Below are 17,877 nucleotides of genomic sequence, written 5' to 3'. Positions count from 1 at the left end.
CCGTGGAACTATGATATCTGCCTAACAAGGCAACGCGCCGGGAGGTGACAATGGAGAAGAAATCTCCCCGCTATTCCATCGCAAGGTTGGCGGGAAGGGACTACCTGCTGCCGTTTGGACAGGGCATCGTCGACCAGCAGGGTGCCTACGAGGTCAACGACACCGCGCTCTTCCTCTGGTCGCACGCAGACGACTTCGAGAAGCCGGAGGACCTCTTTCGCGCGTGGGTGCAGCACGATCGGATTCCTCCGGAGCAGCTGGATGAGGCACGGGCGGACTTCGAGGCCTGCATGCGCTCCTTTGAGCGATGCCACCTCCTGGATGGTCCCGCACCCCTCCGCTTCCCGGCGGAACCCCACTACAAGAGAGTCAAGATCGCGCACCTTGCCATCGACTTCCAGGGCTCGCCAAACTTTTTCCCAGCAGGCTATATCCCGTTTGCCACCCCTGACCCCTTGGGGAAGGGCACTGCAGACCAGACCGTCACCGTGACCCTCGCGCTCCCCCGGCCGTGTCCTGGGGCACGAGTTCTGTTGGAGAACGACCAGCTTGCCGTTCTGGACGAGGGCGACCTCTGGCGGCTCGCATACCCCGGCTTTCGCCACGTGCGGCTGGTGCGCGTCACGAAGGACGGGAGCCGGGTGGCACTTCACGTCAGCCCTGTCTGCCATGATGACGAGGACGGGATGGAGCGCCTGCGCTTCGAGGTGTTCCACGCCTTGCGCCTCCCCTTCCTCGTTCGTGCGGAGCAGGAGCGCATGTATGCCCTGCACTCCTGCTCCCTTCTATACCGGGGGAAGGCGTGGCTCGTCTCCGCCCCGTCCGGAACGGGCAAGTCGACGCATGCGAGACTCTGGGAGACCCTGGGCTATGCGACGGTTCTTAACGGCGACCTCAACCTCATCAGGGCAGACACCATGAGCGTCTGCGGAATCCCGTGGTGCGGCACCTCGGGCATTGCCACCACGCAGGAGGTGCCCCTGGGCGGGGTTATACTCTTGACCCGTGGGAAGACCGACCGATTGATCCCTATTCGGGAGGACCAGAAGCAGCTGCGGACCATGCAGAGGCTCATCTCGCCCCTATGGACCGAACAGATGCTCAGGGATTGCGTGGGGTTCTCGCAAGAGCTTGCGCAGCGAGTCCCCGTCTGGAGCCTCTCTGCGACCACACGACCTACGGCAGCACGCCTGATGAGGGATGCCGTGGACTCCTGGCTGGATGACGGCGAGGGAGCCAGGTAACGGGCACCGCCCATTCACGGCTTCCCGAGGGAGAGGGCTGGAAAACGCTAGGGGCCATGAGGGAGAAGCTACAGTTCTACATCCAGCGCATTCGCGAGGGTCGCCTGAAGGAGATGCGCCTTCAGGTCCGTTGGGTCTATGCCTACGCGCGAAGCTACTGGAAGCAGATGGTCTTTTACACCGTCCTCGGCATGGGCGGGGTGCTGTTAGGGCTCGTCTCGAGCCTCATCTCGCGCGACATGGTGGACATCGTCACGGGGATGAAGACGGGAGCGCTCGCTCGGACCTTCTTCTGGATGATCGGCATGTCTGTGAGCAGCATCGTGGTGAACCAGTTCACGAGCTACTTCTCAAACAAGATCAGCTACCAGGTCGATGCCGAGATCAAGGCCGACATCTTCTCGAAGATCCTCGTGACCGACTGGGAGTCCGTCTCTCGCTACCACACGGGCGACCTTCTCACCCGTTGGACCAACGACGCCTCCAACATCTCGTCTGGCGTCCTCAGTTTCATCCCCACCGCAATCATCAACGTGTTCAAATTCGCGGGCACCCTCCTCATCGTGGTCAGGAGCGATTGGACCTTCGCCGTGTTTGCGATGATTGGCATCCCGTTCTCCATGCTCATGTCCAAGACGCTGCTCTCGCGCATGAAGCGCCAGAACATCAAGAATGCTGACATGAACGCTAAGATGACCGGCTTCAACCAGGAAAGCTTCTCCAACATGCAGACCATCAAGGCGTTCGACCTGGTGCGACTCTACGTTGACCGCCTTAAGGAGTTGCAACGCAACTACATAGAAATGGAGCTCTCGTACAGCAAGCTCAACATGATGACCTCGTTCCTGTTGGGCCTTATTGGCCTGGCGGTAACGTACGGCTGCTACGGTTGGGGCATCTATCGTGTCTGGACCGGGGCAATCACATACGGCACCATGACGATGTTCCTCTCCCTCACCGGAAACCTCACCGGCTCCATCAACAGCCTGTCGGGCCTGGTTCCCCAGCTCATCAGCCTGACCACCTCCGCAAAGCGGCTGATGGACATCGTCGAGATGCCACAGGAGGACTACAGCGGTCGCACGGAGGCGGATGCCTTCTTGGAGAGACACCGCACGGACGGTATCGGCATCAGCGCCGAGGACGTGTGGTACGCCTACCACAACGGGACCGAGGTGTTTCGCGGCGCCTCGTTCCAAGCTCGTCCACACGAGGTCATTGGCCTTGTGGGACCATCCGGAGAGGGCAAGACGACCATGTTGCGCCTCCTGCTTGCCCTACTCCGACCCAAGCGGGGCGCCGTCTTCCTGACCTCCGGGACCGACCGCATGCCAATGACCCCTGGCGCCCGAAGGCTGTTCTCCTACGTTCCGCAGGGCAACACAATGTTCTCGGGCACCATCGCCCAGAACATGCGCAACGTCTGTCCCGAGGCCACCGACGAGCAGATCGAGCGGGCGCTCAAGCTCGCCTGTGCCTGGGACTTTGTCCGGAAGCTGCCTGACGGCATCAACACCGAGGTCGGCGAGAGGGGCGGCGGCTTCTCGGAAGGTCAGTCGCAGCGCCTATCCATCGCCCGTGCCCTGCTTCGCAAGACGCCCATCCTACTGCTTGACGAGGCGAGCTCCGCCCTAGATGTTGCAACCGAGCGCAAGGTGCTGCGCAACATCATGACCGACGAGTATCCCCGAGCCTGCGTCGTCACGACCCACCGCCCGACCGTCCTCACCATGTGCACGAGGGTCTACAGCATCCGTGGGCAAAGATGCACGCCACTAAACCCAGAGGAGGTCGATGAGCTCATTCGAGAGTTCTAGCGCCACGCACAGAGCCCGCTTGGGCCGCCTCATGGTGCAGGGTCGGCCGACCAAAAAAGAGGAGGCACAGGGGACAGAGTCCCGTGCCTCCCCACATCGTCGCAAAAAGGACGCCTAATCGGTAATCTTGACGCCGGTAACAGCCAGCCCCGAATCAGCTCGGACCACAAGGTCTCCGAGCCCAATGTTGTCGGAGGGGTTTTGGTGGTAGCTATACTCAATCACAAGCGTGCTCGTTCCATCTCCGCTCACCAGCGTCCCGTTCGAAGAGCTATAGTTGACGGGCATGTTGAACGAGATGGTCAGTCGCTGCTTTTCCTTGGTGTGATCGGCCTTGTGGACACCGTTCACCTGAATGCGGTAGTCTCCGCGACCCGTCTGGGGCGTCTGGTGAATGTAGGCAGTTGCCGTATAGCACCCACTTGCGGCATAGATGCCCTCGGCGAGGTCCTCGGTCCTAAGTATCAATGGCTTCTCGTACATTTTCTGTTCTCCCCCTGCGGCTTGCTCCGCTCTTCCTGTAAAGCCACCAGTTGGCTTCCCACCGCAAGCAGATTCTGCCGCGTTCCTTGACTGTTGAAAGCCAACTGACACCACATTAACCCTGTTATACCACCGAAACCGTACTTCCTAAGCTTGCATGCTGAATCGCCCGCTTGCATATCTCACGAGCATAGCGCCTCTGCCGGCGCAGGTCCCCCCTCCAGGAGCAAGGCCAGGTCGCCACCGCTGAAGTCGCGTTGAGAGGCGCGCAGGCCCATTTGTTTGGCAGCCGATGGGTTCAACAGCATCCATGACACCGCCTCAGCAATCCGCTCGGCTTCGAGTGGAACGAGCATGCCGTCGTAGCCGTCCTTAACCTGGTCACGGTTTCCCGGGGCATCCGAGACGATCACGGGTTTAGACAGGATTTGGGCCTCTTCGACGGCAACGCTCTTCCCCTCGTATGCCGTGCAGTGAACGTAGATGTCCGCCTCTTTGAAGTACGGATACGGGTTGTCCCGCGTTCCCATCAGAACGAAGCAGCCCTCTAGGCCATCCCTGTAGATCGCCTTCTCCAGCCTCGCACGGCTCCTTCCCTCCCCCATCACGTACCAGCGCACTTCCGGGAGGTCCTCCCGCTGCTTGAGCAGACGCATGGCCTCGACGGACACCTCGAGCTTTTTTTGGGGGACCAGGCGACAGACCGTCAGGATGCGCCTCCCCGGGAACGCATCGGAGAAGCCCTCGCCCTCCTGCGACCTCTCCCTAATCTCGCTCGGACTCAGGATGTTGTGGAAGACCCTCGTCTTGCCGGCATAGTTGGGATAGGCGGAGAGGAACGAGGCCCTCACCTCGTTGGACACGCAAAAGACCTGGTCAAAGTAGTCATAACAGCCCTGATCGAGATCTGCGGAGTTTCCCGCCTCGGAATAGGAGATGTGCAGGAAGGCGACTTTGCGCCTCGCTCTCACGTGAGTGGCAACGAAGTAGGTAGAACCACCCTCCAAGAATGCGACAGCGAGGTCGTAGTGCTTCTCGGGCATAGGCGCGGAGTCCGCAACGACCTTCCACAGCAGCTTGTCCGCATGAACCCTTCCCGACTTCCTCATGCGAATGAGGTTCTTTGCCAGATAGCCCGCATTCTTGAGGAGCGAGCAGCGCACGAGGCAGGACCTGAGCACGGTCTTGAGCAGGCACCTGCGACCCTTGGAGGAGAGGACGTCGATGGGGTGGAACGTATGGTTGACCAACCGGACGTAGGGCGGGAGGCGGTCGATCAGCTCACCCTGCCCCAGCATCACATAGAGGTCGATGTCGTAGGCGGCCGGGTCAATGCATCGCAGCAGACGGAGCAAGGCGACTTCCGCCCCACCCATCCCCAGCGTGTTGATCACGAACAGCAGTCGCTTCTTCTTCACGGGGTGCTCTTCCCACTAACCCCTCTGTCTTCCTACGGGACACTTTCAGTTTAGTCCATGGTCCTCCAAGCGATTGTTTGTGGTTTGAGCGATTAGCCGACTCGTAGGTGACTGAGCCCGAAAACCGTCAGGGCACCGTCCTCGCACCCTTGGTTTGCCAATGGAAGTTCGTTTCCCGCCTCATCCTTGAGCACGACCGCGACCGAATACCCGTCTGCCCCCTCGTCGAGGGGGAGCGTGGCGGAATAGGTTTGGGAGCCCCCGGAAGGCACCTCCCGCAGGTTCGCGGCGAGCGCGATGTCCCGGCTCCCGTCTCCCCCGGAGAGGCGCAGCCAGGCAGAGATGCTCGAGGATGCCCGGGAAAACCCCGTGTTCTTGATGGTCACACTCACGGTCGTCCAGTCCGAGAGAAACGATTGCCTAACGTTCGCGGCACTGACCATGAACCGCGCGCCAAGGTGAGCCTTCACATACTGTGCCACCGTGGTTCCGTCATACTGCGCCGCAGCCCAGGCATCCCATACGTTCCGGTCATAGTCCTCGTTGAGGTACGAGACGTGGAGCTGCCTCAGGTGTTCCATCTGGTTCACAACGCCCGAGTCGGTCTCTTCCGTCGAGACCACCTCGCCACCATAGGGTAGCTGCCCCGAGACCACTCTCTCCAGGCTCAGGCCCCCGTCTTCCTGATCGGCGTCGAACGTTCCAAGGTCGGTAGCGCTTCCCAGAAGCCCATCGTTGAAGAGGGAGAGACGCCCCTTCAGCGATGGGTCGTTGCGCACGATCGACTGATACTGCCCCGCGGTACGAACGGCAAGCGGGATGCTTGGGTCGAGGCAGCCACCCAGCGTGTCTGCCAGTCGGAGCATCGACGCCTCGCCGGAGAAGTGTCCGCCGTGCATCTCTCCCCAGTCCCCGCAGAACAGGCCCTGCACTACCACGACCTTGTCCGCATAGGAGTTGACCACGTCGGCGACCTGGCGCATGTGCGTCTGCACCGTCGAGATGTCGGACGGCTCGTGCAGCGCTGCCTGCCCATCCCAGTCGTAGCAGAACCGCAGGATGAGCCTGCGCCCCCCGGAGGAGGCGGCGTCGAGGAGGCTGTGGAGGTTCACGAGCGCGGTGTGGGGCAGCGCAACGTCACGGTAGGCGCTGAGGTTGACCTCGAGCATCACCAGCTGCTCCCCGTCGTACGTATCGTGGTTCGCCTCGTCGATGCGCACTGCGTGAATCTTGTACGTCCCCTGACCGGGGTAGCTCACGCATTGGGTGCCCTCGCAGAGCGGCAACGCCTCGACCTTCCACCACGTCTTCCAGAACCACGTCAGCATGAGCGCTCCAATCGCCGCGACGAATGCCAGGGCGACCCAGGGTCTCCCCCTCATGAGAGCTCGCCCAGGTAGTCAAGGTAATCGATACCCAGGTCGTCCAGACGGTACGTGTTCTGGTGGAGCCGGAAGCAGATAAAGTCGTCCGTCTCGTAGCAGACCGTCATGTCATAGGGATAGAGCTGCTGCATCCGGCGTGCCCAGTAGTAGAGCTTTGACATGACAATGACGCGATTGCGAAATCGGTAGGCACTCTGGCCGGAGATGTCTGGCAGCGGCTCCCCCGCCGCCTCCTTGGAGACCTTCGCGTATTGCCCGTCAAGCTGGCTATAGTAGTAGTTGGCCCTCTTCTCGACGAAGAAGTACACGTCGTCTGTGGGGATGGCGAAGTAGGAGGACTCCCCCGCGTCAATCTTCTTCAGGAGGTCCCCAATCTCGTAGTGCCACCCACGGTACCTGTACATCTCCGTCTCGATGTTGGCCGAGACGATGGTCCAGTGAAATGGCTTCTCGCTCTTGAGGATATCTGAGGCAACGATGATGTTGCCGTTGGGCATGATCTGGGTCAGCCGTTGAAGCTCGTCGCTCTTGTCGACCTTGGTGTAGCCCGTCTGAATCTGCGCGGCGATCATCAGGCACGAGAATGCCAGGCAGAGCCCGGAGCGCAGCGTTCCCCTGCGGTCGAAGGCGAGAATACCCACGACAGCGTCCACGCAGAGCGGGATGGCAAGGAGAAACGAATAGACCAGGAAGTACGTGGTTCTCACCTCATCCATGAGGCGGGGGAGGCCGAGGGAGTTTGCCTGCCGCAGCAGGAGAAGGAAGATGACGCCAAGCGACGAGGCAACCAAGGTCGCTCCGTACTGGTAGTCATGAATGCATTGGTGCGCGATCCCCAAGAGGATGAGGACGCCAAGAGAAGCGAGAAGGGCGTCTGCCAGCTGGCCGGGATCCTCGGCAAACGTGACGGTTATCCCGCTTCTCAAGGCGGCGTAGAGCTTTCGCACCTTGCCTTCAAGGCCCTGGAGGGTGGTGGGAGATGGCTCCTCCGCCTCGGGCGCTCTGCCGGCCGCGACGGAGGCAACCGAACCAGAATCGGCCCGTGCGCCGTCTGTCCCCCCTCGCGAGGAGGCGCTCGCCACGCTGGTGGAGTCCTCCTGAACCTTCATGGATTCCTGGGTCTGGGTGCTGGCGTCGTTGTTGATGACATCAAGGCCCCAGCGCAGCGAGTTCTGCAGCGGGGTGCCGAGTGCGAAGCAGATGAGCATGGGGTAAAGGGCCAAGGAAAGCGAGAGCGCCACCGTCCTCACGACCGAGAGGAAATAGCCCTTTCGCACGAACCGACCCATGAAGCCGACGACGACTGCAAGGCACATCAGTCCGGCGGCTATGGCATCGTAGAAGTGCACCGCCAGCAGCGTGCCGAAGGCAAGGGCAAAAAAGGCGAGACACCACTGCGACTCCCGCCATCCCAGGACCCATCCCCTCGGGCCGTGCGCCTGCCTGAGCGTGGGCGCGAGCCTCCCTCCCTGAACCTCCTCATGCCGCCAGTAGAAGAACCTGACCGCATAGTAGAGGCAGGGATAGACGAAGAGCATGCCGAACTCCTCGGGAAGGGATGCAAAATAGCGTTGGTCGAAGGCAAGCTCAAACGCCCCGGTCAGCACCATGCAGATGATGGGGCCCGCATAGGCGAACCTGCTCTTGCAGAGGCAACGAGCTACGACGAACGGCATGAGAAAGATGTAGAAGTCCTGCACGAAGTAGAAAAGGCGCAGGATGAGGTACGCGGGGATGCCGAACACGGCAGACAGGTAATAGATGACGACGTGGTACCCCATGGGGTAGATGCCCCCCGAGAACAGGTTGTTCTCGAACAGCTGGTTTATCCAGGCTAGGTGAACGGGCACGTCCGAGGCCATGTAGCCAAGGCAGTGCATGACCATGTGACCGAACACGTAATAGCAGGAGGCGACGTAGGCGAGAATGAACGCCCAGTCGATGAGGTTGTGCCTCACCTGGCCCCAGGCCCATCTCCCCAAAGACCCGAGCGCCCGCCCCAGGGCGTCACGCATGTCGTGGAGTACCATGCGCAGCTGCAGCGTGCCGTGCGCCAGCCGAATCAGCCCGTCAAAGGCCGTCCCGAGCCATCGCTTCCAGTCAATCTCATACACATACGTGCGAATTGACAGGACAACCGCCGCGGTGAGCGCAATCAAGGTGATGCGGTTTGAGATGTGCAGGAGCTCCAGCACGTACCCAATGTTGATGATGGCGCAGTTTCCCGCGGTGAAGGCCATGAGAAACTGCTGGGAGAGCGAGAACCTTCTGAGCACGCGGCCTGCCGCAAGGTACGGCAGGAGCACTACACAGGCCGAGTACAGCACCAAAACGCCAGTCGCCTGCAAGAGCGAGAGCCAGCCGATATCCAAACGCTTGACTCCTTCCCGTCACGCAAAGAAGCGAATCATCTGCAGCGTCTCGTGATCGACCGCAATGTCCGACTGCTTCAGGGCCCCGAGCATGGAGAGGAACTCCTCGCGCTTGCCCGTCTCATAGTAATAGCGCAGCTGCAGCTTGTAGGTGGGCAGCACATCGGGAAACTGCTTGGCTGCCATCTGGCACCACTTCCAGCAGCCCGGGTAGTCGCTGACCTCCAATAGCCTTGATCCGATCTGATACACCTCGTCGGAACGAATCGCGTCCATCTCTTCGAGGAGTCCCGCGACACCATCTTGGAGTTCCACGAACGCCTGCTCCTCCCTTGGGCTCACCACGTGCTGCGAGGTCATGTGATTGAGCTCGTCAAACAGGTCTCGCACCTCCTGGATGAAGGCAAGACGCTCCTCGGGTGTCCTGTTCTCCCGCTTGCGGTCCTCTCTGACCTTGAGGGCCTTCTGGTTGGTGTTGTCTCGAAACTTGTCGAGCGTTTCCTGAAGCACGGACGCGGAGTAGTGCGCCACCTCGCTGTCATCGCTCGAGAGCCCCCTCGCGATGACCGAGAGCGCATTCTCCTCGTTTTGCCGAACGATACTCATCATGAGCTGTCGGGTCGACTTCTTATCCGAGACTGACATCGCATCGTTGAGGGGGACCATGTTCCTCTCCCTCTCCACATCCGCGCCGTTATAGCTCATCACGCGTTCCTTGGAGAAGACGACGTCCTCAAGATCGACCTTTCGATGGAAGAAGGCATGAAAGCATATCCACCCAAACAGGAAGAACAGTGGCCCGAAAACCGGGCAGACAAGCATGACAATCGCGCGGAACAGGCCACTCCTGGACGCCTTCTTCTTGCGCAGGAGGTTAACCAGCAGATACGCCACGACGACGATCGCGTTCGCGAGCAGTATCAGCAGAAAGACTGCTACCTCGTGGTTCATGACTCGTCACTCGCCTCCGTCGCAATGAACCCCTCGCTCCGGAAGCGTTCGAGCACCATCTGGTTGTTCTTGTTCGTCGTGTTGGTCAGAATCGCGTACACCTTGCCGTCCACGACACCCACGTAGTCGGTCGACCTCAGAAGCCCCGTCGCCGCCGACGCAGTCTTGGTTGCCTTGGCATGTCGCCTTGGCCTGTCAATCTGGATTACGTCCATCGTCACGAGATTGTGCTCTGCCGCGTTCTTATATGCCGCAAGGGTCCGCTGGAAGGCTTCTTTCTTAAGGACCGAGGTGCCGGGAATGTAATACTGGCTTCGTTGTAGCTCGATGAGGCGGTTGGCGCGCAGGACGGCGTTCTGGATAAGTGCAGACACCACCGCAAGCTGGTTTGACTCTGCCAGCGTGAGACGGCTCCAAGGAATTCCCCACACGCAGACGAGGGCACGCATTTGGTCCTCCTCGTAAAGGGCGCTTGCCATGAGGGGAAGGCCCGCCTCCAAGCCGCGGTTGACGAAGACGTTGTGGTCGGCGAGCGTCGCGTACATCTCCCTCTTCCTGGAGTAGTCAAACGAGTTGCCCAGTGACCGCGCCGTGTCGCTGGTCGAGGCGATGAGGCGAGCCCACTTGTCGTTGGAGACCAGGTAGATGGCAACATCATTCACGCGAAGAACCTGTTCCACGATCCCTGCAGCCCTGAACAGCACATCGATGCCCTCGGCGCGGTCAAGCGACCGGGTGATTCCGTAAATCTCGCCGATACTGCCAACCTCGCTCACGACCTGGTCCTCCAGCGAGTCCTTCACGCGCACGTTGGTCCCGTTGATCGCTCGGATGTCGTCAATCTGGACCTGCATGTACTCGTGGTCCTCGTCTGCCTCCTCGTCACGCTTGGTCAACTGGTCCTTCACGTAACCGGATGCCAGGCCAAAGGCGAAGACCATGGCGATCCAGAGGTAGTCGGCATAACCCATCAGGCTGGCAAAGCCAGCCTGATGGAAGTTGCCGACCAGCACCGCCGCCGAGGCAAGGACCGAGGCGAACACCGCCTGCTGCTGCCCGTAGCGCAGGGCGAAGAACAGGACGTAGAGGAAGTAGAGGTCGATGTACTTGAGGTACTCCGTGCCACCGAACGTCTGGCGCAGCCAGGTGACCAGCAGGAACACGGCCACGCTCTCGACAAACGGAAGCGCCGCCCTGAGCAGGGTGAGGAGCTTGTTCTCCCCCTCCCTCCTCGCAGGCTCGCCTTGGTAGCGCTCCGGGTGCTGGGACATGGTGTGGACGATGGTGTCGATGCCATCCTCCAGGGGCACCAGGCGATTGATTCCAAACTCCCCCTCAAAGCGGTCGTTGCCCAACAGAACCTCTGACGCCTGGGCGCCCTCCCCTTGGGGGGCAACGTCCTGGATGCCGTAGCGCTCGCAGGACTTGCACACCAGCGCGGCAACCTCCTCCTCCGGCGTGCGAGCCATGGAGCCAATCTGGTACAGGCTCTGCCTCAAGGCACCCTCTCGGGATACGAGGTTCAGGAGAAAGTACAGGGCATCCGCCTGATAGAGCCCCGTGAGCGTCGTGTCCTCATGAAACGTGACCCTCTTCTCGTTAAGGGCGGAGAGGCACATCCGCTCAATGGGACCACGAACCTCGCAGAGGGAGGAGGGGACGTGATACAGCCCGTTCAGGCGCACGACCGCGGCATCCAGGTTCCTGCAATGGTGGAAGCCCGCGGTCATGAGCTCACCAAGGCCAACCGTCATGCCCTTGTCGTCTCTCGCGTCGGGCCGAACGTCCTCCCCCACGGTCTCGGTATGCGCGTCAAGGAGGACGCATTCCGACGAGAGGTAGAGGAAGCGCCCCCTCTTCTGCCGCGCGAAGGCCATGAGGAGGTTGGTCAGCCCTCCCAGGTAGGCGGATGCGTCGCCCTCGTCCTCCCACGTGTAGTGCGCATCAAAGGCACCCATGTAGATGACGACGTCCGGGTCGACGCTGGCAAAGACCTCGTGCATGTTGGGCTCATCGTAGGGAAAGTCGTACCGAACGAATGTCTCCTCGTACCAATCGCCCTTGCGCCGGGCGCCTGTGAGAAGGTAGACCTGATGGCCGTTTTTCTTGAGGTCAGCAATCAGCCGATTAATCAGATCGCATGTGCCACCCGCTACGAGAACTCTCATTTGACACCTGAATTCATGTACTCGCCGAGGGAGTGGACGAAGTCGCGGACATCGCCACGGACCACCGTCTGGTCCACGCCCCCATCCTCGCTGAGTCTTGCGGTCATCTCTCCCTCGTCCATGCCCTTGAGAAAGAGGTCCGCCATCTTTGCCCCGGATTCGTTCAGGACTAGCGGGGCGTGGTAGGGATGCCCGTTTTGGGCAACGTCGATAAGCCAGTACCGCCCAGCTGCCTTCCGCACGACATAACCTTCTCTCATCGGTCTGACCCCCGCTCAAACAGGTGCATCTTGGCGGAGACCTCGCTACGCTCCCTGGTCTCAGCGAGTACGTTGCCCAGCGTGGTGTGTCTCACCTTGCGGTTATTGTAGAAAAACTTAAAGAGCGTGCTCAGCCACAGGGCTGGCCAGAGCGGGACGACCCTGCTTGCCTCGGGATAGTTCAGGCGCATCTGGTGATGAAACTCACGGGCGTAGTCAGCGAGCCCCGTCCCTCGCAGCGCGACCATGCGTGCGTTGCTCGACTTCCCGTGGGCCCCCGAGCAGAGGATGTCCTGCATGAGCAGGGCGCAGTCCTCGTCGCACACGGTCTGCTCCCCCCGCATGCCCAGATAGGCAACGCAGGTTGACGAGAGGTATTCGGAGAACTCGAGGATGCCGCACTCGCGGCACATCTCGCGATACGCGCGCCTCTCCTCCTCGGGAATGCCGCGATCCCAGAAGATGACCCAGTCTGCCAGGATCTTGAGGCCAAACCCCGAGCGCAGATAGTGCTGGAGCGCATGCAGGACCAGACAGAACGCCTGGTCGGCAGGAGACGCGCAGGGCCAGTCCATGCCTAGGAACGAGAAGCTCTCCATGCGTCCCGCGAAGCCCGACGTTATCGAGCGGATGGCATCGTTTATCCTGGCGTCGTCAAATGCCTCGACCAGGCTGGTGTGCAGTTCCACCTGCAACCCATCCAGGGAGAGGGCAACGTGATGGTGGGCATTCTGCTCGCCCAGCACGACAAAGCCAGCGTCCTCCAGCACCCTGAGGGCTTCGTCCAGCCGGCTTGAGTCACAAAGGAGCAGGTCAACGTCAGACGAGGGGCGCAGCTCCGGCGTGGGGTACCATCTCGCGACCGAGACACCCTTGAGGACGAGGACCTGCATGCCGGCGCCCTTGAGCGTGCGGATCGCATACTTGCCCAAGAAGAGGAGCCTGTAGAAGAGATGGACGTTCATCTCCGCCGCCCTCTGCACGCGGTCGGCATGGCAGACCGGATAGAGCAGCGGGAGCACCTCGTGCCACTCCGCCTCGTCCAGCACCGCATCGCCAAGCGACGTGGGCGATAGGCCTGGCCGTGGTCGAAGGCTCTGACGCAGGGCTGCGAGCAGACGCACGTTTGCCTCCCCCATCCTTGCAGGATCAGTCCTACTCACGGGGCACCCTCCAGTAGGAGTCTGGTTTATGGCCGTATCCCCTCCTCAAGATGCTCCCCCTGCAGAAGATGTGCGTGTCAAGGTTTCTCTCGATCCACTGCAGGCGCAGGTAACCCACGGTAAAGCCGGCGGCCGCCCCAAGAACCAGGCCCAACCCATGAAGGATCTGCGGGAGATGCATGGACCAGAGCGCGCCGAGGAGCGTGACGAGGGCGAAAACTAGCGACATGAGGACGGCGCCCTTTGTGTCGTTGAAGTAGTACAGGTACAGCATCTCGGCATACATGACAAACAGGATGAAGTAGCCCCCCGCCAGCGCGGGGTAGACTCGAAGCAGCTCCCCGTCGAGGAACACGTGCGGCATGACGAGGCTGACCACAAAGTAGACGGCTACGGTGATGATGAACTGGATCCTAACCAGGTCCATGAGCTGTGCCCTCAGCTGGAGGAACATCATCCTCTTTGCGTTCTCTATGTCGTGACGCCTGCCACCGATGACCGCCTCGGAGTAAGCCTTGTAGCGCTCGTGAAAATGCATCTCGACCTCGCTGATGAAGATCACGGTGGCGGAGATGTTCGTAAACATGGCAAGGCAGGTCGCCATGTCGTAGGTCATGTTGGTGACGAAGGACCCCACCAAAACCAGGTGGTCGGGAGCCGTCCAGAACACAAAGTTATGCACGAACAGTCCGAGGGTATACAGGAAGTTCGCGATGACCAACGACGGATACTGGCGCATGTAGGCGAGCACGCCGCGGTAGTTTCCGCTCGACTCCCTAAAGTACGAGTTGATCAGGCCGACCTCGAGACTCGCAATCATCAGAAACCCGATGGCCATGGAGAGGAGCAGCGCGTAGGAGGCATCGAAGCCGAGGACGTGATGGAGCACGAACGACAGCAAGACCGCCACCGCCATGCCGATTGCGAAGAACAGCGAGATGCGCCGGTAGCCCTTGGTGATGGACAGGTAGAGCATGGAGTAGAACACGAGGAGAAGCCCCATGAAGCCTGCATATCCCGTGAACACGTAGTAGAGGGGGACCCCACCCACCACGTATTCGTGAACGCAGAACGGGATGCCCAAGAGGCAGCCCAGAACAACGTTCAGGAGCAGACCGAGAAAGTAGCAAGGGCGGATGTCCTCGTACCTCTCCTCAAAGATCGTGTCGGAGAGGTAGCGGGACAGGACCGCGTTGAAGGGAGAGGCGCAGAGCAGCGAGAAGATGAACATGTACAGGATCGTGTCGGCAAACAGCTCTCGCGAGGCGTACGACACGGTCTCGAAGTGCAGGATCATCTGCGAGATGATGATGGCACCGATGACGGCGAACATGGGGGCCACGGTCGAGATGGTGCTGTAGGCAAATCCGTAGAGGTCCGTTCCCAGGGTGTTCTTCTTGAAGATTCGGTTGAGCGAGATTCCTATGCCGGCCATCTATCTTGCCTCCCCCTGCTCAAAGGCGTCGTAGAGGCCCCGATAGGTCTCCTTCATCTGGTCGAGCCGATAGAAGCGCTTGGCTCTCTCGTAGCCGTTGGCGGCCATGTCATGGCGCATCTGGGGATGCTCGGCGAGGGTGACCATCGCGTCCGCGATCTCGTCCACGCCCATCACATGGCACAGTATCCCGGCAGGCCCTATTCCGTCGTCGTTGCCGTACAGGAGCTCTCGGCAGCAGCCCACGTCGGTGGCGATCACCGGCCTCTTGGCGGAGAAGCTCTCGAGCACCGTCAGGGGCTGGCCCTCCGAGATGCTGGTCAAAATGGTGAAGTCCATACGTCCCAGGTACCGTGTCACGTCAACGCGGCCCGTGAACACAACCTCGTCCTCGAGACCCATCGAGCGAACCATCTCGAAGCACTCGTCCGCGTATTTCCTCTCCTCCTCGTAGGGTCCCATAATCCATAGTCTCAGGTTCAGAACCTGCTTCCGGGCAAACGAGAAGGCAGCTATGAGCGTCTTGACGTCCTTGATCGGGGCAACCCTGATGACGGCTCCAACGTTGACGAATTGGCGGTCCTCCTCAGTCTTCTGGGGGATGTCCTCAAAGTGCGACATGTCCACCCCGTTGGGAGTGACGATGGCTTTCTCCTCCGGGCAGCCAAGCTCAATCTGAAGACGATGGGCACCCTGGTAGAGGGACGTGACCACGTCGGCGCGGTCATAGGCGAGCTGGGACATCTTGTAGAACTGCTCGATCCAGATGTTCTTGTACACGCCCTGCACCCAGGATGCCTTGATCAGCTCCTCCTCGCGCTCCCTGGTATAGATGCCATGCTCCGAAACCAGAAGCCCACAGTGGTACTTTCGCTGCGCCATCGCCCCGAGCACCCCGGCGTAGCCGGTTGCCACGCAGTGGTAGAGGTCTGCCTGGGGAACCTCGCTCTTGAGGGCAAGGAACAGGGGCAGGTACATCGAGCGCATGGTCCAGAGGAAGTCGGAGAAGACGATCTCGGGATAGTTCTCGTCGTAGTAGTCGACGACGCAACGAAGGAAGAACTCTCCCATGAGCAGGTCGTTAATCGAAAGGTCCTTATGCTGGAAGATGTCAAAGACGGTGTCCCAGTCAACGTCCTCGTTGAAGATGAGCGACCTCAGCGCGGCTCGCTCCCCCTTTGAGAGGCGGGGCTTCCCCCTCCGCTTTTTTGAGTACCAATCGAGGTCGTTGAGGTACACCTCATAGACGCCGCTTACGTTGTCTGGAAGGTCGTAGACAAACCGGTGGCGGTAGGAGCGGTCGGCAACGATCGCAAGGATGACGAACTCGTGCTGGGGAAAGGCCTTGATCATGCTGTGAATCCAGCTGGAGACGCCGCCCACCACGTAGGGGTAGCAGCCCTCCGCCACCATGCAGATTCTCATTGCGCCTCCTCCCGCCATTTGAAGGACATGCTCGAGCCTTCCATCCTCAACAGCCACGCATCCTTCTCTATCTGCGTGACCGACCCACCCGTGACGCCCACCGGCTTGCTGCCGTGCGTGCGCAACAGGTAGTAGGAGGGGTCGGACACCCCACTGGCAAGACAGACGGACCCGTCCTTCTCCTCCACCCCCAGGTCGATGTGCAGGAAGGTGCGAATTCTCGCATCTGCCTCCGACGCGCTGACGCGCGAGAACGATGAGAAGGGCTTCCAGTAGGTTGCGTAGTTTGCCGAGACGCGACGGAAGTAGTTCTGCCACTCGTCGTCCGTGGTCTTAGGCCAGAGCGGCTTGTGACCGTCGAGCATCGCCCCGGCATAGGCAAGCATCGTCTCGCTGCCCTTGAGCGCGAGGTCGGCGCTATAGGTGAACTCCGAGGGAACCGAGGTGACCCGCTGTCCCGTGACGTCATCGCTTACGTATGAGACGACGTCCTCCCCCGATGCCTGGGGAAGGACCCTCGTTCGAACGCTCTGGGGCAGCGGCGAGGAGTCCGGCGCGTATGCCGTCAGGAAGTCGTGATGCACGCTAGACGTGCCCTGCCTGAAGGAGATGCCCATCTCGCCGCTCGTCTCCCCCAACTCACGCAGGGAATCCCGATAGAGCTGCGAGCTATCGTCCCCAGACCAGAGGTCGGTCATGACGGTATCGGTGTCCGCCATCAGAGTGGAGAGTGACGGATACATGATCTTCTGCTGAACGCCCGTCTGGGAGCGACCGTAGACCTCGCTCATCCTCCTCTCGTTGCCATCCTCCGATCCGGGGAAGTCCAGAACGGAGAACACCTGCGCGTTGACGACGGGTTGAACCACGTAGTCGCTGCCCGCATACTGCATGGCCGACAGGATGCCCATGCCCGCAAGGTCATCCTGCATGAAGTCCCCGTTGACGGCGAACACGTTGCCCTTGCGCAGCCCGCAGCGCCAGATCACCGCCGGAAGGTACTGGTTCTGGTCCTCGTCATCGAAGTTCTCCCCCATCATGCCGACCATGTAGGTCTCGCAGCCGTCCAGCGTGACATACCAGGGGATGGAGAGGCTCAGGTCCTGCAGCCTCTCCTCCCGAGCCGTTGTCCCATAGATGGTCTCGCCACCCAGGAGAAAGCCGGAGAACAGGTGATAGCCTTCGATCCTGACGCTGTTGTCACGCACCTCGCGCACTCCCAGGAGGCCGGAGAGCCTCCACTGGGACTCGACGAACGAGGCGGGGGGAAGGTCCATGAACACGATGGTGTTTCCCCTGTCGGCAAGGCTGCAAAGGGCGTCTACCCCGTTCTCGGACAGCCCCGATCCCTGCACGAGCACCATGGCAGCGATGCTCTTTCCCTGCAGGTCCTCTGCGCGCAGCGCACTCACGAGGTGCCTGCGACCAAGGCGGCACCACTCCTCGGCAGTGCGCTCCAGGACCTGGGACCTACCCACGAACACCACGTCCCGCTCCGAGAGCTCCGCGATGTCGTCGACCTCGCGTACATCAAAATCGCTACCGGCAGAGCCAGGGCCCTTGGGGGGCACCCTCTCGCCCGAGCTCACCTGAAGGTCATGGGCTTCGGTCGTTCCCAAAAAGAGCACTAACACGGTGGCAAACATCGAGGACATGGTCAGGAACATCCTGCGCGTGATCATCGCCATCACGCCACCTTCCTGTCATCTGCCAACGGTGCCTCCGTCCATCCGCCTGCCGTAATCCGTCTCTGCCC

At 60.8% G+C, this 17,877-nt stretch carries 13 protein-coding genes; 2 read left to right on the top strand and 11 right to left on the bottom strand.

Annotated features, from left to right (window positions below):
- The first annotated feature begins 50 nt into the window (after positions 1-50).
- Together FYJ68_RS05200 and FYJ68_RS05195 are read left to right on the top strand one after the other, a co-directional pair.
- Positions 51-1,244, top strand: coding sequence for a hypothetical protein (locus FYJ68_RS05200; RefSeq protein ID WP_154434687.1), 1,194 nt, complete (start codon positions 51-53; stop codon positions 1,242-1,244).
- Positions 1,245-1,300: 56 nt separating this feature from the next.
- On the top strand, positions 1,301-3,061 hold the full coding sequence (locus tag FYJ68_RS05195) for an ABC transporter ATP-binding protein (protein ID WP_154434685.1): 1,761 nt from the start codon (positions 1,301-1,303) through the stop codon (positions 3,059-3,061).
- A gap of 114 nt (positions 3,062-3,175) precedes the next feature.
- On the opposite strand, the gene FYJ68_RS05190 is transcribed toward FYJ68_RS05195, so the two are convergent.
- The 11 genes from FYJ68_RS05190 to FYJ68_RS05140 all read right to left on the bottom strand — a co-directional run bounded on the left by FYJ68_RS05190 (position 3,176) and on the right by FYJ68_RS05140 (position 17,809).
- Positions 3,176-3,529, bottom strand: a complete 354-nt coding sequence (locus FYJ68_RS05190) for a hypothetical protein (RefSeq protein ID WP_229772041.1) — start codon at positions 3,527-3,529, stop codon at positions 3,176-3,178.
- Positions 3,530-3,726: 197 nt separating this feature from the next.
- Positions 3,727-4,962 carry a glycosyltransferase gene (locus tag FYJ68_RS05185; RefSeq protein WP_154434681.1) on the bottom strand — a complete coding sequence of 412 codons (1,236 nt, stop codon included), beginning with the start codon at positions 4,960-4,962 and terminating at the stop codon, positions 3,727-3,729.
- Between the two features lie 92 nt (positions 4,963-5,054).
- Positions 5,055-6,344: a DUF4874 domain-containing protein gene (locus FYJ68_RS05180; protein ID WP_154434679.1), complete on the bottom strand. Its 1,290-nt coding sequence runs from the start codon at positions 6,342-6,344 to the stop codon at positions 5,055-5,057.
- Complete coding sequence (locus FYJ68_RS05175; RefSeq protein WP_154434677.1) at positions 6,341-8,719, bottom strand: hypothetical protein; 2,379 nt, start codon at positions 8,717-8,719, stop codon at positions 6,341-6,343. Before FYJ68_RS05175 ends, FYJ68_RS05180 begins: the two co-directional genes overlap by 4 nt.
- Positions 8,720-8,737: 18 nt before the next feature.
- A complete protein-coding gene (locus tag FYJ68_RS05170; RefSeq protein WP_154434675.1) occupies positions 8,738-9,670 on the bottom strand; it encodes a hypothetical protein in 933 nt (310 codons plus the stop codon).
- Positions 9,667-11,838 (bottom strand): NAD-dependent epimerase/dehydratase family protein, encoded by a 2,172-nt coding sequence (locus FYJ68_RS05165; protein WP_154434673.1) that lies wholly within the window; start codon positions 11,836-11,838, stop codon positions 9,667-9,669. The genes FYJ68_RS05170 and FYJ68_RS05165 overlap by 4 nt, the downstream gene beginning before the upstream one ends.
- A complete protein-coding gene (locus FYJ68_RS05160) occupies positions 11,835-12,080 on the bottom strand; it encodes a PqqD family protein (protein ID WP_229772040.1) in 246 nt (81 codons plus the stop codon). The genes FYJ68_RS05165 and FYJ68_RS05160 overlap by 4 nt, the downstream gene beginning before the upstream one ends.
- A gap of 14 nt (positions 12,081-12,094) precedes the next feature.
- A complete protein-coding gene (locus FYJ68_RS05155) occupies positions 12,095-13,261 on the bottom strand; it encodes a nucleotidyltransferase family protein (RefSeq protein ID WP_154434669.1) in 1,167 nt (388 codons plus the stop codon).
- The gene (gene pelG / locus FYJ68_RS05150; RefSeq protein ID WP_154434667.1) at positions 13,254-14,696 is read right to left on the bottom strand and encodes an exopolysaccharide Pel transporter PelG; all 1,443 of its coding nucleotides are present in this window, start codon (positions 14,694-14,696) and stop codon (positions 13,254-13,256) included. The genes FYJ68_RS05155 and pelG overlap by 8 nt, the downstream gene beginning before the upstream one ends.
- Positions 14,697-16,121, bottom strand: a complete 1,425-nt coding sequence (gene pelF, locus FYJ68_RS05145; protein WP_154434665.1) for a GT4 family glycosyltransferase PelF — start codon at positions 16,119-16,121, stop codon at positions 14,697-14,699.
- Positions 16,118-17,809 (bottom strand): hypothetical protein, encoded by a 1,692-nt coding sequence (locus FYJ68_RS05140; RefSeq protein ID WP_154434663.1) that lies wholly within the window; start codon positions 17,807-17,809, stop codon positions 16,118-16,120. The genes pelF and FYJ68_RS05140 overlap by 4 nt, the downstream gene beginning before the upstream one ends.
- Positions 17,810-17,877 lie beyond the last annotated feature (68 nt).

It is taken from the genome of Olsenella porci (genome assembly GCF_009695875.1).
Classification (GTDB): Bacteria; Actinomycetota; Coriobacteriia; order Coriobacteriales; family Atopobiaceae; genus Olsenella_H; species Olsenella_H porci.
This window is presented reverse-complemented; position numbering and strand designations above follow the sequence as displayed.

Bases quoted from the DNA above. Each gene is read 5' to 3' on its own strand.
- FYJ68_RS05200 (WP_154434687.1), top strand. From the start codon at position 51: ATGGAGAAGAAATCTCCCCGCTATTCCATCGCAAGGTTGGCGGGAAGG.
- FYJ68_RS05195 (WP_154434685.1), top strand. From the start codon at position 1,301: ATGAGGGAGAAGCTACAGTTCTACATCCAGCGCATTCGCGAGGGTCGC.
- FYJ68_RS05180 (WP_154434679.1), bottom strand. From the start codon at position 6,344: ATGAGGGGGAGACCCTGGGTCGCCCTGGCATTCGTCGCGGCGATTGGA.
- FYJ68_RS05170 (WP_154434675.1), bottom strand. From the start codon at position 9,670: ATGAACCACGAGGTAGCAGTCTTTCTGCTGATACTGCTCGCGAACGCG.
- FYJ68_RS05165 (WP_154434673.1), bottom strand. From the start codon at position 11,838: ATGAGAGTTCTCGTAGCGGGTGGCACATGCGATCTGATTAATCGGCTG.
- pelG (WP_154434667.1), bottom strand. From the start codon at position 14,696: ATGGCCGGCATAGGAATCTCGCTCAACCGAATCTTCAAGAAGAACACC.
- pelF (WP_154434665.1), bottom strand. From the start codon at position 16,121: ATGAGAATCTGCATGGTGGCGGAGGGCTGCTACCCCTACGTGGTGGGC.
- FYJ68_RS05140 (WP_154434663.1), bottom strand. From the start codon at position 17,809: ATGGCGATGATCACGCGCAGGATGTTCCTGACCATGTCCTCGATGTTT.